The organism is Acidovorax sp. GW821-FHT11A03, from assembly GCF_058809075.1.
This window is the reverse complement of the sequence record NZ_JBXASG010000008.1, coordinates 270,553-285,999: the sequence shown is the minus strand read 5'-3', so window position 1 is coordinate 285,999 and position 15,447 is coordinate 270,553. Positions and strand designations below refer to the sequence as shown.

Genomic DNA, 15,447 nt, shown 5'->3' with positions numbered 1-15,447 from the left:
GATGTACACCGCCAAAGGCCAGCTCGATCGTGATGCGCTGATCCGCCAGCACGTCCCGCTGGTGCGAAGGATTGCGCACCACATGATCGCCAAGCTGCCGCCCAACGTGGAGCTGGACGACTTGATCCAGGTCGGCATGATGGGCCTGGCGGAAGCACTCTCGCGCTACGAAGCCGCCCAGGGCGTGCAGTTCGAGACCTTCGCGACCCAGCGCATCCGCGGCGCCATGCTCGACGAGTTGCGCGAGGGCGACTGGATGTCCCGCAGCTCGCGCAAGAGCCAGAAAGACATCGAGCACGCCGTGCAACGGCTGGAGCAGAAACTCGGCCGCAGCCCGCTCGAATCCGAGATCGCCAGCGAAATGGGCATGAACCTGGCGGACTACCAGAACCTGCTGGGCAAGGTGCGGGGCACGCAGCTGGTGTACCTGGAAGACATGACACACGGCAACGAGGACGACGACGGTTTCCTGGACCGCCATGTTGCCGACGGCGATGCCGACCCCATGGAATTGCTGCGCGACCAGCGGCTCAAGATGTCCCTGGTCAACGCCATCAAGAGCCTGCCCGAGCGCGAGCAGCACATCATGGGCATGTACTACGAGCACGACATGAATCTCAAGGAGATCGCGGCCGTGCTGGGGGTTACCGAGTCACGGGTGTGCCAGCTGCACAGCCAGTCCATCGCCCGCTTGCGTGCCAAGATGCGGGCGCATTAGGGCTCCCTGAGGCCATGGCTCCCCCTGAGTCGCCTGCGGCGCCTTCCCCCTGAAGGGGACGCCACCCCTGGACTGGCGAAGCCAGATCCCCGGTGGCACTGGTTGGGTTGCGACCGTTTCGACGGCCATTGCGCAAGGCCGAACTTCGGCGTACTGACCCCGGTTCGCTATCGATGGGATAGCTGCTTGCGCTTGACTTGCGTTGGATCAAGCCGGTTTGGCCATTCAAACGCAGGTAGCTCAAGCGCTGGCAGCTATCTTTTTTGAGTTGCGACTCGACTCAGCCCGCCGACTTGTAGATCCGTGCCACGCCGGGCTTGCCGGGCTGGGCGCCGCGGCCGTCGCCATAGGTGGCGGGGGAACCGGCCTGGGGTAGCAGGCTGGCAACCTGGCGGTCGGCGTTGGCGGACAGGCGGGCGAGGCCCTCGCGGTGATTGGCGAGCATGTCGCCGATGGCATCCACCCTCTTTTGCAACTGCGCGGGCAAAGGCAGGCCCCGGGCCGCCGCCTGCTCCAGGACGCGCGCGAACTGGGCCGCAGCATCCCGCAGGGCCATGCTGTTTTTCTCAAGGGATGGGGGATCTGCCGCAAGAAGGGCGGCGGAGACTTTTTCGATCAGCTGTTCAACAGCCGAGAGGGATTCTTCCAGCGACATGGCCCATTGTGCGCTGGATGGCATCTGGCTGCCAAGCGAGCTGTGGGATCAGCCGCGGGAGCGGGAGAGGATTTCCTGGGCGTTGGTGAGCATCTTGTCGGCAATGGCCTCGGCATCCACCGAGAACGTGCCTTTTTCGATGGCCGTGCGCACGGCCTTGACCTTGCCGGCATCGAAATCGCCCGAGGAACGGGCCGTCTGGTCCAGTGCGCGGGCTGCGGTGGACACCGTGACGGGCACACCGGCGGTTGACACGGCCGCTGCGTCCTTGGCGGCTCCTTCAGCAGCGCTGGCAGGACTTTTGGCCTGCTTGGCAGGCCCCGTCTGCGCCAAGGCGCCCGGGAGTTCCGGTTTTTGACCAATCTTCATCGCTCTCTCCACCACCCCGCTTGATGTGGGGCACAGTAGCAATGTTTTCGACCCTTTTGTCCCGGACTTTAGCCATTTATCGCCACAGCGTCATCAAAGAGCCACGACCACTGTCCCAGTCTCATTCACAGTTCCACTGACAACGCGGCCATTGTCCATGCGGATGCGAACAATCTGCCCCGCTGCCCCTGCCGACATCGCCTGGCCGGCCGATGTCACGGCATAGCCCGGCCCCTGCGCGACCACCTTGACCTGGGCCCCTGCCCGGAAAAGATGCGGGGCCCGCACCATGGTCTGGCGCAAAGTCTGCCCGGCGACCAGCTGGCGGGCGGCCACCTGCCCGACCCACAGCTCCGGATTGGCCATGACGGCCGCCGACTCCTCGGCCCAGTCCACCTCGGCCTGCGTCGCATCGTTGGCCGTGAGGATGGCGCCAGGAGCCACGGGGTTGATCAGCACCCAGGCGGGGCCAAAGGCCTTGACGGTCACCGGAAGATACACGTTCCATGCGGTCTGCCCCTCCACGCAGCGCAGTCCCAGGCGCGTACGCCCCCACAGCCGCGCGCCGGCCGGCAGATAGGGCTCAACCCGCGCACACGGCGCCAGCCGCAGCCTGGAATCCAGTGAGCCAACGCTCACTTCCATCCGCAAGGGGAGCCCCGCAGGCTGGTTGCGCGACATCGCATCGTCCAGCCAGCGCTGGGTCAGCGGCCCCAGGTCGGCCGCGGGATCGGCGGCGGCCTGCGCGAACGCGGCGCCGCTGCCGCCGGCCACAGCGGCCGCCAGCGCCACGCCCGCCAGGGCGCGGTGCGCGGCCACCTGCCCGCGCAAGGACACAGCCTGCGCGCAGGCTCGGACGAAACGGGAAGAAAAGGTCGATGGCATGGGGCCTCCTGGGCGTCGCGCGTCTTCCCGCACAGGGCGGCAAAGACTATTTCACGACTGGAACTATAGGCAGCCGGGCACAGCGCAAAACCCGAAACTGCGCGCCCATTTCCTCGTTCTTCGCGCTTTAGAAAAAAGCCACGGTTTCCATAATCAAGCCACGCCGGAAAGCCCCCTGCCCGGCGCCATTGCAACCCAGGGTGTGAGGCAACCATGCTTGACAAGATGACCAACCGGCTGGACTTTCACGGCAACGCGCTGACGCTGCGTGCCGAGCGCCAGCGCGCCATCGCCAGCAACATCGCCAACGCCGACACCCCGGGCTACGTGGCGCGCGATTTCAGCTTTGGCGACGCGATGCGCGAAGCCACGGGGTCCGGATCGGGCGTAACCCGCCTCGCCATCGCAGGCTCCGTGGGCACCACGGGCAACCTGGGGGCCAAGGGCGCCACGGACCCCCGCCACATTCCACTGCCCGCGGCCAGCACGGGCACTGGCGCACCCGGCGCACTGGGCTATTCCGTGCAGGCGCAGCCGAGCCTGGACAACAACACGGTGGACCTGGACCGGGAACGCGCGAACTTTGTCGACAACGCGGTGCGCTACGAAGCCACGCTGCGCTTCATCAACGGCAACGCCAAAACCATGCTCAGCGCGATCCAGGGCCAGTAAAGCCCACCGCATTGCAGCGCAGAAAGCGAGTCACCCCATGTCCATGTTCTCCATCTTCAGCGTGTCGGGCAGCGCCGTCAGCGCGCAGTCGCAGCGGCTCAACGTGGTGGCCAGCAATCTGGCCAATGTCGATGCGGTGGCCGGCCCCGACGGCCAGGCGTACAAGGCGCGCCAGGTGGTGTTCCAGACCGCGCCGATGGGCGCCGACAGCTCCGCCGGCGTGCGGGTGAGCGCCATCAGCGAAAGCAACACCCCCGGACGCCGCGTGCACGACCCCGCCCACCCCTCGGCCGACGAGCAGGGCTACGTGACGCACTCCAACGTCAACGCCGTGGAGGAAATGGTCAACATGATTTCCGCCTCCCGTTCGTACCAGAACAACGTCGAGGTCATGAACACGGCCAAGTCGCTGCTTCTCAAGACCCTGCAGATGGGCCAGTAATTTCCGGGAGACCCCACCATGATCCTCAGCGCCACCAACGCCCCTTCCGTGACGGATGCGACCGGCACGAAAGCCAACGCCGCCACCGACCCCGCCGCCGCGCAGGACCGGTTCCTGAAGCTGCTCGTCGCGCAGCTGAACAACCAGGACCCGATGAACCCGCTGGACAACGCGCAGATGACCTCGCAGATCGCGCAGATCAACACGGTGACCGGCATCCAGCAGCTCAACCAGACCATGCAGAGCATGTCCGAGCAGTTCAACTCGCTGCAGGTGATGCAGGGCACGGCGCTGATCGGCCGCAACGTGATGACCGAAGGCTCGAGCGTCGCCGTGGCCGACAAGGTCGGCAAGGGCGGCTTCGAGCTGCCCTCGGCCGCCACGAACGTGAAGATCGAGGTCACCACCGCGGGTGGCCAGGTGGTGGACACCATCGACCTGGGCGCCAAGGCCGCGGGCCGCCACACCTTCGAGTGGGACGCCAGCAAATACACCGGCGCCACCGATGCGCTGCAGTTCCGCGTCAGCGCCGTCAACGGCTCGGCCAAGCTGTCGAGCACGCCGCTGTCCCTGTCCAAGGTCACCGCCGCGGGCGCCGAGGACGGCCAGCTCAAGCTGACGCTCGCGAACGGCAAGACCATCAGCTACAGCCAGATCAAGGCCCTGGTCTAACGCCGGCCCAAACCCTTTCTTCGCCTCTATCAGGAGAACACCATGAGTTTTCAGCAAGGCCTCTCGGGCTTGAATGCCGCCAGCAAGAACCTCGACGTCATCGGACACAACATTGCCAACTCCAACACCGTCGGGTTCAAGGCCTCGCGGGCGGAATTCGCTGAAATGGTCGCTTCCGCCATCGGCTCGGCCGGCGGCACCAACGCGGGCATCGGCGTCGAAGTCGGCGCCGTCTCGCAGCAGTTCACCCAGGGCAACCTCACGATCACGGGCAACAGCCTGGACGTGGCCATCAACGGCAATGGCTTCTTCACGCTGACCCTGCCCGACGGCACGCCCGCCTACACCCGCTCCGGCAACTTCAAGCTGGACAAGGAGGGCAACATGATCACGAACGACAACGCGAACGTGATGGGCTACCCCGTGGACCCCGTGACCGGCCTGCGCTCGGGCACCGACCCCATCCCCATGGTCTTCCCCACCTCCGAGCCGATCCCGGCCAAGCAGACGACGAAGATCACCGCGGCCTTCAACCTGCCCGCCACCGCCACCGACGCGGCCGGCGACCCCGCCGCCACGCCACCCATCCCGGCCACGCCGCGCGCCACCTATGGCACCTCCATCAACGTGTTCGACAGCCAGGGCGTGGCCAAGCCGGTGAGCCTGTACTTCCAGAAGACCGCGACGGACAACACCTGGGACGTGTACGACGCGCTCGACGATCCCACGGCCACCCCGCCCGTGGTGGCCACCCCCATCGGCCAGATCACGTTCGACAACAACGGCGTCATCACCGGCCCCACCGCCACGCCACCCGCCACGGGCTTTTCGCTGCCGCTCACCGTCAATCCGACGCCGCCCAACCCGAACAACCTGCCCACGTTCACCGTTGACGTGAGCCTGGACAAGGTCTCCCAGAGCGGCAGCAAGTTCGCGGTCTCGAACCTGAGCCAGGACGGCTACACGACGGGCGAGCTCACCGGCATCAACATCGAGAACAACGGGATGATCATGACCCGTTACTCCAACGGCGTGACCCGCGCGGAAGGGCAGCTCGCGCTGTCGAGCTTCCGCAACACGCAGGGCCTGGCCTCTGTGGGCGGCAACAACTGGGTGGCCACCTTTGAATCCGGCCAGCCCGTGGTGGGCACCGCGACGGACGGCAACTTCGGCGCCCTGCGCTCGGGCGCCCTGGAAGACTCCAACGTCGATCTCACGGCCGAACTCGTGAACATGATGACCGCGCAGCGTGCCTACCAGGCCAACGCCCAGACGATCAAGACGCAAGACCAGGTGATGTCCACCCTGGTGAACCTGAGATGAAACGCCCCCTGAGTCGCTTCGCGCCTTCCCCCTCTCTCGGCGCGCTGTGCGCTCCGGAAGGGGGACGCAGCCAGCGCGGCGGGGCGGCGCTTGCGCGGCTGCCCGCGCCTGGGCCGCGCCGGTTGCACACGCTGCGCACGGCACGCAGCACTGCAGGGTACTGAAAGGAGCATCGCACCATGGACCGCATCATCTACACCTCGATGACGGGCGCGAACGCCGCCGCCCACCGGCAGGCCGTGCTGTCCAACAACCTCGCCAACGCGTCCACCCAGGGGTTTCGCGCGGAGCTTTCCACCTTCCGCTCGGTGCCGCTGCAGGGCGACGGCTCCAAGACCCGCGTGTTCGCGCTCGAAGCCACCTCCGGCCATGTGAACACGCCCGGTCCCGTGCAGCGCACCGGCCGCAATCTCGATGCCATGGCCGCAGGCAACGCCTGGTTTGCCGTGCAGGGCCTGGACGGCACCGAGGCCTACACCCGCGCGGGCACCTTCGAGCTGTCGGCTACGGGCCAGCTGCTCACGCCCACCGGGCTGCCGGTGCTCTCCGATGGCGGAGCGCCCATTGACGTCCCGCCGGGCGCCGAGGTCACGCTGGGCTCGGACGGCACGGTCACCGCCAAGGCCGCGGGCCAGCCCGCGCAGGCCATCGGCCGGCTCAAGCTCGCCACGCCCACGCTGGAAGACCCGCTCAAGCGCGGCGATGACGGCCTGTTTCGCACCACGTCCGGCGATCCCATCGCGAACGATGCCAACGCCCGCATGCTCGCGGGGGCCGTCGAAGGCTCCAACGTGAACCCGGTCGAGAGCATGGTCGGGATGATCGCCGCATCGCGCCAGTTCGAGCAGCAGATGCGCCTGCTGCAGACCGCCGAGACCAATGACAAGACCGCCAGCCAGCTGCTGGGCATGAACGGTTGACGCGGCACCACCCACGCCCGCATCGCCCAAGGAAGGAAGCACACCATGATCAACTCCCTCTGGATCGCCAAGACCGGCATGTCTGCCCAGCAGACCCAGCTTGACGTCATCTCGCACAACCTGGCCAACGTCTCCACCACCGGCTACAAGCGCAACAACGCGGTGTTCGAGGATCTGATCTACCAGAACCTGCGCCAGGTGGGCGCCAACACCACCGAACAGAACCAGCTGCCCACCGGCCTGCACCTGGGCCTGGGCGTGCGCACGGTGGCCACCAGCCGCAACTTCGTGCAGGGCAGCCTGCAGGAGTCCAAGAACAACCTGGACGTGGCCATCAACGGCAACGGCTTCTTTGAAGTGACCATGCCGGACGGCACCCTGGGCTACACGCGCGATGGCTCGTTCCAGGTGGATGCGCAGGGCCGCCTCGTCACCTCCAGCGGCCTGCCCGTGGCCAACGGCATCACCGTGCCCCCCAACGCCACGAGCGTGAGCATCAGCGCCGACGGCGTGGTGTCCGCCACGGTGCAGGGCAACACCCAACCCCAGCCGCTGGGGAACCTGGCCATGTCGGCCTTCGTGAACCCGGCCGGCCTGGAGCCCATCGGGCAGAACCTGTTCAAGGAATCGGCCGCCTCCGGCCAGCCGCAGCAGGGCACGCCGGGCACCAACGGGCTGGGCATTCTCAAGCAGGGCTTCCTGGAAGCCTCGAACGTCAACGTGGTGGAAGAGCTGGTCACCATGATCCAGACCCAGCGCGCCTACGAAATGAATTCCAAGGCCATCCAGACCTCGGACCAGATGCTGGCCAAGCTCAGCCAGCTGTGACGACGACAGGACCTTTCGCCATGCTGCACTCCACACGCCTCCCAGCCCTGGCCGCCGCCGCGGGCGCCCTGCTGCTCACGGGCTGCGCCACCATGTCGCCGCCCCCGCCGGTGGACATCCTTCCCACCACGCCCCCTCCGCTGGCCGCCGCCCCGCGCACGCCGCCACCGGTCACGGGCGGCCTGTTCCACCAGGCCAGCTACCGCCCCGCCTTCGAAGACCGCCGCGCGCGCATGGTGGGCGACAACGTGACGGTCATGATCGTCGAGAACGTGACGGCCAGCCAGAAATCCTCCTCCACGGTGGACCGCACCTCCGAGGCCTCGGCCGGCATCACCAACCTGCCCTTCGTGAAGAAATCGCTGGCCGACCGCACCACGCTGGGCGCGGCCTCGGAAAACACCTTCTCCGGCAAGGGCGGCACCGAAAGCGCCAATACCTTCACGGGGTCGATCACCACCACGGTGGTGGACGTGCTGCCCAACGGCCACCTGGTCGTGACGGGCGAGAAGCAGATCGGCGTCAACCAGAACGTGGACGTGCTGCGCTTCTCGGGCACCATCGATCCGCGCGCGCTGCAGCCGGGCAGCATCGTCAACTCGACCCAGGTGGCCAATGTGCGGGTGGAATCCCGTGGCCGTGGCGCGCAGGGCGAGGCCCAGGCCATGGGCTGGATGGGGCGGTTCTTCAATACCATCACGCCGTTCTAGAGGTTCTGGAGTTTCACCCCCTGAGGCGCTGCGCGCCTTCCCCCTCTCTCTACGCGCTGCGCGCTACGGGAGGGGGACGCCGCCAGCGCGGCGGGGCGGCCCTTGCGCGGCGGCCCTCGCCTGGGGCGCGCCAGTTTTTACGTGGAGCGGGTTCGGGATACGCCCGGGCTCCAATACCGGGAGGCATGGAGACTTTGTACGTTTGGGCACTGTAGTGTTCCCACACCATAATTGCTACACAATTTATAGCTACCAGCACTGTCTCATCAAGCGGTAGAGGCTGTTTTTAATCATATTTCCTCCTATAGCGCGGCACCAGCGCCTGCCTGGTTTTCCACGCACCACTGGCCGCTCCCCACCCGCCCGGGAACCCATGCAATAAGCCGGTGAACCCGTTTCTTTTTGGGTTTTAGTTCCTGGCGGGGCCGCCCACAATGGATGCCATGAAAGCCTTGTCCCATTCCCTCCTGCCACGCTCCGCGCGCGCGCTGTGGCTGCTGCTGGCCCTCGTGGCCGCCTGCCTGGCCATGCCCGTGCACGCGTTGCGCATCAAGGAAGTGGCGGCGGTGCAGGGCGTGCGCACCAACCAGCTCACGGGCTACGGCCTGGTGGTGGGCCTGGACGGGACGGGCGACCAGACCACGCAGATGCCCTACACCACGCAGGCCATGTCCAACTACCTGCAGCAGATGGGCATCAGCCTGCCACCCGGCTCGGCCAATCAGCTGCAGCTCAAGAACGTGGCGGCGGTGATCGTCACGGCGCAGTTGCCCGCGTTCGCCCAGCCCGGCCAGATGATCGACATCAACGTCTCTTCCATGGGCAACGCCAAGTCGCTCAAGGGCGGCACGCTGATCGTCACGCCGCTGCGCGGCGCCGATGGCGAGATCTATGCACTCGCCCAGGGCAACGTGGTGGTCGGCGGCGCGGGTGCCTCGGCCGGCGGCAGCAAGGTCCAGATCAACCACCTGAGCGCGGGCCGCATTCCCCAGGGCGCGCAGGTCGAGCGCGCCGTGCCCACGCCGCTCAACGAGGGCGACACCATCAACCTCGGGCTCAACGCCTCCGACTTCCAGACCGCGCGGCGCGTGGCGCAGGCCATCAACACCAAGCTGGGCAGCGGCCTGGCCACGGCGCTGGACGGCCGCACGGTACAGGTGCGCGCGCCGCTCGACCCCGGCGCCCGCGTGGGCTTCATCGCCGACCTGGAAGAGCTGGCGCTGGAGTCGTCCACGCCCTCGGCCAAGGTCGTCATCAATGCGCGCACCGGCTCGGTGGTGCTCAACCAGGCGGTCACGCTGGGCCCCTGCGCCATCGCGCACGGCAACCTCTCGATCACCATCAGCTCCACGCCCATCATCAGCCAGCCCGCCCCGCTCTCGCAAGGGCAGACCGTGGTGGCGCAGCAAAGCGACATCCGCATCAACCAGGAGCCGGGCAACATCATCCAGATGCCGCCCTCGCCCCAGCTCGCGGACGTGGTGAAGGCGCTCAACATGCTGGGCGCCACGCCGCAGGACCTGCTGGCCATCCTGCAGGCCATCAAGGCTGCCGGCGCGCTCAACGCCGAGCTGGAAGTGATCTAAATGCTCCCCCTGAGTCGCTTCGCGCCTTCCCCCAAAGGGGGACGCACCTGGTGGCCTGGCGAAGCCAGTTCCACGGGTGCACTGGCCTGGGCAGCGCCCAATTCACTGTCTGTGGGTAGCCCAGCGCAGGAGTCTTGACCATGGCCCTCACACTCCCTTCGTCCAGCACCACCAGCACATCCAATGCGCTGGCGGTGGACATCCGCTCGCTCAATTCCCTCAAGTACGACGCGGGCACGGCCAGTAGCGCCCAGACCACGCGCGAGGTGGCCAAGCAGTTCGAGTCGCTGTTCATGCGCGAGCTGATCAAGAGCATGCGCGACGCCACGATGAAATCCGGCCTCATGGAGGGAGAGCAGGCCAACCTGGGGCAGGACATGCTCGACCAGCAACTGTCCGTGAGCATGTCCGGCATGCAGGGCGGGCTGTCCGAGGCGATCGCCCGCCAGCTGTCGCGCCAGATGGGGGGCGCCGACGCCAACTTCTCCGTGCCCTCCACCCTGAGCCTGCAGCAGCAGGCGCTGCCCCGCGCCGCCGCGCCGGCCACGGCAGCCCCCGCGGAGGCCACCCTGCAGGCCCCCAAGGGCCGCGAGGGTTTCGTGCAGCACCTCTCGGGCACCGCCGAGCGCGTGGCCCAGGACAGCGGCATTCCCGCCAGCTTCATGCTGGGCCAGGCCGGCCATGAAACCGGCTGGGGCAAGAGCGAGATCCGGAACAAGGACGGCTCCAACTCGTTCAACCTGTTCGGCATCAAGGCCGGCAAGGGCTGGACCGGCAAGGTGGCCGAGATCACCACCACCGAGTACATCAACGGCAAGCCCCAGAAGGTGACGGCCAAATTCCGCGCCTACGACTCGTACGAGGATTCGTTCCGGGACTACGCCCGCCTGATCACGGACAACCCCCGCTACGAAAAGGCGCAGGCCACCGCCAAGAGCGGCTCCGCCGTGGCCTATGCGGCCGAACTGCAAAAGGCGGGCTACGCCACCGACCCCGAATACGCCCGAAAGCTCAGCGGCGCCATCAACAGCGCATTGCGCGTACAGCGCGCCCAGGCGTGATGAGAAAGCCGAGGTAAGCCATGAGTCTTCTCAACGTCGGCGCCCGCGCCCTGCTGGCCAACCAGGTGGCCCTGCAGACGGCGGGCCACAACATCGCCAACGTCAATACGCCTGGCTATTCGCGCCAGACGGTGGTGCTGCAGACCGTGCAGGGCCAGTTCACCGGCGGCGGCTACATCGGCCAGGGCGTGGACGTGCAGACCATCCTGCGCAACCAGAGCGAGCTGCTCACGCGCCAGTCGGCCACGGCGGGCTCGGTGCAGTCTTCCGACATCGTGCGGGCCGAGCGCCTGCGCCAGTTGCAGGAGGTCTTCAGCGGCGGCACGGCGGGGCTGGGCGCGGCCATCAACGACATGATGAATGCGTTCTCGGACGTGGTGAGCGCCCCCACCGACATCACGGCGCGCACCGTGGTGCTCACGCGCATGGACGAAACGGCCTCGCGCATGCGCTCGGCCGCCGACCGCATCAACGAGATCCAGTACACCGTCACCGAACAGCTGCAGAGCAGCGTGACGGCCGTCAACAGCCTGGCCCAGCAGATGGCCAGCGTGAACGAGCAGATCGCGCGCGCCAAGGGCAACGGCCAGACGCCCAACGACCTGCTGGACCAGCGCGACCAGATCATCCGCGACATCAACCAGTACGTGCAGACCACGCAGATCCCGGCCGACGACGGCACCGTGGGCCTGTTCGTGGCGGGCAGCCAGCCCCTGGTGCTGGGCACCACGGCGACCAGCCTGTCGGTCGGGGATGCGACGGCCTTTCCCGGCAGCGGTCAGCTCAAGCTGTTCTTCAACCGGCCCGGCGCACCGGCCGTGGAAATGGACGAGAACGTGCTGGGCGGCGGGTCGATGTCCGGCCTGCTGCGCTTCAACAACAACGACCTGAGCGAAGGCCGCAACCTGCTGGGCCGCATGGCGATGGCCATCGGCATGACCATGAACGACCAGCACAACCTGGGCCTCACGCTCGACGGCGCGCTGGGCAAGGACCTGTTCGCGGTACCCACCAGCATGCCGGGCCACACCAACGGCGCGGGCGTCGGCACGGTGTCGTTCACCGGCCCCACGCAGTTCGCGGCGTCGGACTACGAGATCCGCTTCACCACCGGCACGGCCGGGCAGGTGGTGCGGCTGTCGGACGGCAAGTCCACCCCCTTCACCGACGCGGCCAACCTCGCCACGCTGCAGATCGACGGCCTGAACTTCAACCTGACCACGCCCGGCAACCCCGGCGAGCGCATGCTGTTCAAACCGTTCAGCACGGCGGCGGCCAACATCCAGTCCCTGGTGTACTCGCCACGCGACCTGGCGGTGGCCAATCCGGTCAACGCGGCCATGGGCACGTCCAACGGCGGAACGCTGCAGCTGTCGGGGCTCAAGGCCACGGGCCTGCCCAACCCGCCGGGGCTGGTGCTGCCGGCCAATGCGAACCCGGCCGCGGTGCCGCCGATCCTGGGCGGGGTGCAGCTGCGCTTCACCGCCGGCCCGCCGACCACCTACGACGTGCTGGACCGCGGCACGGCGCCCCCCACGACGATCGCCGCCGCACAGCCCTACACGCCCGGCGCGGCCATCTCCATCAACGGCTGGGAGATCAAGCTGCAGGGCTCGCCGAACACCGGCGACACGGTCGTCATCGGCAATGCCGCCGACCCCCAGTACGGCGACACGTTCACCCGCAACTCGGGCAACGCCAGCGCCCTCATGGGCCTGCGCGACGTGAAGATGTTCGACGACTCCACGCTCAGCGACGGCTACGCGGGCGCCATCGCCCAGGTGGGCACCCGCACGCAGAGCGCGCTGTTCGCCGCCGAGCTGTCCACCACCATCGCGTCCAACCTGGAGCGGGACCGCACCGCGATCTCGGGGGTGAATCTGGACGAAGAGGCCGCAAGGCTGATCCAATACCAGCAGGCCTACCAGGCATCTTCCAAGATGATCCAGATCGCGCAAAACATCTTTGACTCGCTGCTGCAGGGCCTGGGCCGCTGAATGCGGACAGGAGTTAGGAGTTCGACATGAGCAATAGCATCTACCGCCTTGGCACCGCCAACATGTATGACAACGCCCTGCGCAATCTGGGCACGCGGCAGACCAGCCTGTCGAACCTGCAGGAAAACCTGACCTCGGGCAAGCGCGTGGTGCGGGCGAGCGACGACCCGGTGTCGGCCGCGCAGGCCGAGCGCGCCATCAACCGCCTGGCCCGCATCCAGACCGAGCAGCGCGCGCTGGAAACCCAGCGCAACGCCATCGCGCAGGCCGAATCGGCCCTGGGCGATGCCGTGAATCTGGTACAGAACTTCCGCGAACTGGTGGTGAGCGCCGGCAATGCCGCCCTCACCCCCAACGAGCGCACCACCATCGCCAACCAGCTGCAGGGCCTGCGCGAACAGCTGGTGGAAGTGGCCAACCGCAAGGACACCAACGGCATTCCGCTGCTGGGCGCGCTGGGCAGCGCGCTCGCGCCGTTCCTCGGCCCGCTGAGCAGCTCGCCGGACTACAGCTTCGACGGGCTGCCCGGGCAGGCGGCCAGCTCCGGCGTGACCATTCCCGGCGCGCTGGACGGCGAAGCCGCCTTCATGTTCGACCCGCAGCGCGACGGCGTCTACACCGCCGGCATCAGCGCCATTCCCACCGGGCGCATCCTCAACACCACGGCCATCACGCCCGTGGACCCGAGCCTGGTGACCGGCGACAACTACACCATCACGTTCAGCGCCGTCGGCCCCGGAGCCACGCCCGGCACCACGACCGCCACCTACACCCTCACCAACACCACCACCGGCGCCGTCTCCCCTGCCGTGGTGGTGCCCGACTTTCCATCGGACAAGCCGGTGACCATTGCCGTCACCGGCATTCCGGGGCTGACCTTCGACATCAAGGGCAATCCGGCCAACGGGGACACCATCACCCTGCAGCCCAGCCCCAGCATGTTCAGCACCATGGACAGCGCGATCAACGGCATCCGCAACGCACCCAACAGCAATGCGGCGGCGCAGGCCGTGGGGCAGGCGCTGGGCAACATGGACATCGGCCTGGAGCGCATGCACAACATGCGCGGCTATGCGGGTGAATTGCTCAACCGCGCGGACCGCATCACGGGCGACCAGGAAAAGCGCTCCATCCAGCTCGAAAGCGACCGCTCACGCGCCGAGGATCTCGATATGATCCAGGGAATTTCGGACTTCCAGAACCAGCAGGTGGGCTATGAGGCTGCGCTCAAGTCCTATGCCCAGGTCCAGAAGCTGTCTCTGTTCAACTTCATTAGCTAGGACCTGCTCACGCGGTGGAGGGGATGCCCCCACCCGGGAACAGGCCCCCGTACATTTGCCTGAGAGCACATGGTCCAATCTGTCCTTGGCAGCCTGATTCTGGGCTATCGCCCCTTGTGGAGCCGCGCCCGCAAACTCGCCGGCATCCAGCTCTACGTGCACAGCGAGGCAACGGCCCTGGTCGATGCCGCCCATCTGCTGCGCACGCTGCAGGAGCTCTGGTCGGCCAGTTCCCCGCCGATCCTGCTGTCGCCCCAGAGCCGCCAGCTGCTGTGCGACATGCTCGAGCACGCGCCGCGCGGCACCCCGTGGATCGAGGTGCGGGGCGGCTGGCTGGCCGATTCCGCCATCTACACGCGCGTCAGGTCCGCGCACCAGCGGGGCCTCAAGCTGGTGTGGCGGGGTGAACTGGGCAAGCTGCCAGAACCCGACATAGCCCAGTGCTTCGACAACAGCCTGCTCACCCTGCGCCCCGAAGACGCCGTGGCGGCGCTGCAGGCCGCGCCCGCCCGTCCCGGCGCGCCCCCGCAGCCGCTGCGCGCCGCCAGCCCGGTGCTGGCCGGGCAGATGTACGAAAACGTCGCCAGCCGCGCGCTCATGGAGCATTGCCTGGACCAGAACAACGCGCTGGCGCTGGCCGGCTGGCCGTCGGAGGACGTGCTCTACAGCCTGCGCCACCACCCCCAGCAGCCCTCGCACGCGGTGATCTTCAAGCTCATGAAGGCCATCGACGACGAGCAATCGCTCGAGACCTTCGAGGCCATCATGGGCGAGGACCCGCTGCTGGCCTACCGCTTCATGGTGTACACCAACTCGGCCGCGCTCGGCCTGCGCACCGGAATCGACTCGCTGCGCCGGGGCCTGGTGATGATGGGCTACGGCTCCATCAAGCGCTGGCTGTCCGACCAGCTGCCCCACGCGAGCACGGACCCCAACATGCACCCGGTGCGCGAGGCCATGGTGATGCGCGCCCGCCTGACCGCGCAGTTGCTGGACGCGGGCGTGGAAAACGATTTGCGCCGCGAGATCTACCTGTGCGGCCTGCTCTCGCAGATCGACGAGCTGCTGGGTGAATCCCTGGGCACGATCTTGCGGCGCCTGCCCCTGTCCGAGCGCATCTACGATGCCACGGTGCTGCGCACCGGCCCCTACACCGAAGGCCTGCAGATGGCCTGCGCGCTGGAGACGGACGACGCCAGCGCCATCCGCCAGCTGTGCGAGACCTATGAGCTCGACCTGGAAGAGGTCAACCGCGCCCTGCTGCGCGTGCTGTCAGACCTGGTGGTCGACAGGAAGTAAGCCTCCCACGGAAGCTCCCTGAGCCGCTGC

Annotated in this window: 16 protein-coding genes; 13 read left to right on the top strand and 3 right to left on the bottom strand. The window is 67.4% G+C overall.

Annotation, left to right across the window (positions count from 1 at the left end; translation table 11 throughout):
* Nucleotide 1: 1 nt before the first annotated feature.
* Nucleotides 2-718 carry an RNA polymerase sigma factor FliA gene (locus tag AC1RVY_RS21110; protein ID WP_218296956.1) on the top strand — a complete coding sequence of 239 codons (717 nt, stop codon included), beginning with the start codon at nucleotides 2-4 and terminating at the stop codon, nucleotides 716-718.
* Between the two features lie 280 nt (nucleotides 719-998).
* Here the strand turns inward: AC1RVY_RS21110 and AC1RVY_RS21105 are convergent, their stop codons facing one another.
* The 3 genes from AC1RVY_RS21105 to flgA all read right to left on the bottom strand — a co-directional run bounded on the left by AC1RVY_RS21105 (nucleotide 999) and on the right by flgA (nucleotide 2,627).
* Nucleotides 999-1,274 carry a hypothetical protein gene (locus AC1RVY_RS21105; protein ID WP_255591934.1) on the bottom strand — a complete coding sequence of 92 codons (276 nt, stop codon included), beginning with the start codon at nucleotides 1,272-1,274 and terminating at the stop codon, nucleotides 999-1,001.
* A 147-nt stretch (nucleotides 1,275-1,421) separates the two neighbouring features.
* Nucleotides 1,422-1,742, bottom strand: coding sequence for a flagellar biosynthesis anti-sigma factor FlgM (gene flgM / locus AC1RVY_RS21100; protein ID WP_492808037.1), 321 nt, complete (start codon nucleotides 1,740-1,742; stop codon nucleotides 1,422-1,424).
* Between the two features lie 93 nt (nucleotides 1,743-1,835).
* Nucleotides 1,836-2,627 (bottom strand): flagellar basal body P-ring formation chaperone FlgA, encoded by a 792-nt coding sequence (gene flgA, locus AC1RVY_RS21095; RefSeq protein ID WP_492808035.1) that lies wholly within the window; start codon nucleotides 2,625-2,627, stop codon nucleotides 1,836-1,838.
* A gap of 213 nt (nucleotides 2,628-2,840) precedes the next feature.
* Here flgA and flgB point away from each other — a divergent pair, with 213 nt between their 5' ends.
* The 12 genes from flgB (at nucleotide 2,841) to AC1RVY_RS21035 (ending at nucleotide 15,417) form a co-directional block, all read left to right on the top strand.
* The gene (gene flgB, locus AC1RVY_RS21090; protein WP_492808034.1) at nucleotides 2,841-3,299 is read left to right on the top strand and encodes a flagellar basal body rod protein FlgB; all 459 of its coding nucleotides are present in this window, start codon (nucleotides 2,841-2,843) and stop codon (nucleotides 3,297-3,299) included.
* A 37-nt stretch (nucleotides 3,300-3,336) separates the two neighbouring features.
* Complete coding sequence (gene flgC, locus AC1RVY_RS21085; RefSeq protein ID WP_218296952.1) at nucleotides 3,337-3,741, top strand: flagellar basal body rod protein FlgC; 405 nt, start codon at nucleotides 3,337-3,339, stop codon at nucleotides 3,739-3,741.
* Between the two features lie 18 nt (nucleotides 3,742-3,759).
* Complete coding sequence (locus tag AC1RVY_RS21080) at nucleotides 3,760-4,413, top strand: flagellar hook assembly protein FlgD (RefSeq protein WP_218296951.1); 654 nt, start codon at nucleotides 3,760-3,762, stop codon at nucleotides 4,411-4,413.
* A gap of 42 nt (nucleotides 4,414-4,455) precedes the next feature.
* Nucleotides 4,456-5,736, top strand: a complete 1,281-nt coding sequence (flgE, locus tag AC1RVY_RS21075; RefSeq protein WP_218296950.1) for a flagellar hook protein FlgE — start codon at nucleotides 4,456-4,458, stop codon at nucleotides 5,734-5,736.
* Between the two features lie 179 nt (nucleotides 5,737-5,915).
* Entirely contained in the window at nucleotides 5,916-6,656 is a 741-nt protein-coding gene (gene flgF, locus AC1RVY_RS21070) for a flagellar basal-body rod protein FlgF (protein WP_218296949.1), read from the top strand.
* Between the two features lie 45 nt (nucleotides 6,657-6,701).
* A complete protein-coding gene (flgG, locus tag AC1RVY_RS21065; protein ID WP_218296948.1) occupies nucleotides 6,702-7,484 on the top strand; it encodes a flagellar basal-body rod protein FlgG in 783 nt (260 codons plus the stop codon).
* Between the two features lie 20 nt (nucleotides 7,485-7,504).
* A complete protein-coding gene (locus AC1RVY_RS21060; RefSeq protein ID WP_218296947.1) occupies nucleotides 7,505-8,194 on the top strand; it encodes a flagellar basal body L-ring protein FlgH in 690 nt (229 codons plus the stop codon).
* Nucleotides 8,195-8,637: 443 nt separating this feature from the next.
* Nucleotides 8,638-9,780 (top strand): flagellar basal body P-ring protein FlgI, encoded by a 1,143-nt coding sequence (locus AC1RVY_RS21055; protein ID WP_492808030.1) that lies wholly within the window; start codon nucleotides 8,638-8,640, stop codon nucleotides 9,778-9,780.
* Nucleotides 9,781-9,920: 140 nt separating this feature from the next.
* Entirely contained in the window at nucleotides 9,921-10,841 is a 921-nt protein-coding gene (flgJ, locus tag AC1RVY_RS21050) for a flagellar assembly peptidoglycan hydrolase FlgJ (RefSeq protein WP_218296945.1), read from the top strand.
* A gap of 20 nt (nucleotides 10,842-10,861) precedes the next feature.
* On the top strand, nucleotides 10,862-12,838 hold the full coding sequence (gene flgK, locus AC1RVY_RS21045; protein ID WP_218296944.1) for a flagellar hook-associated protein FlgK: 1,977 nt from the start codon (nucleotides 10,862-10,864) through the stop codon (nucleotides 12,836-12,838).
* 26 nt (nucleotides 12,839-12,864) lie between these two features.
* Nucleotides 12,865-14,118 carry a flagellar hook-associated protein FlgL gene (flgL, locus tag AC1RVY_RS21040; RefSeq protein WP_218296943.1) on the top strand — a complete coding sequence of 418 codons (1,254 nt, stop codon included), beginning with the start codon at nucleotides 12,865-12,867 and terminating at the stop codon, nucleotides 14,116-14,118.
* Nucleotides 14,119-14,187: 69 nt separating this feature from the next.
* Nucleotides 14,188-15,417 (top strand): HDOD domain-containing protein, encoded by a 1,230-nt coding sequence (locus AC1RVY_RS21035; RefSeq protein WP_492808027.1) that lies wholly within the window; start codon nucleotides 14,188-14,190, stop codon nucleotides 15,415-15,417.
* Nucleotides 15,418-15,447: the final 30 nt, after the last annotated feature.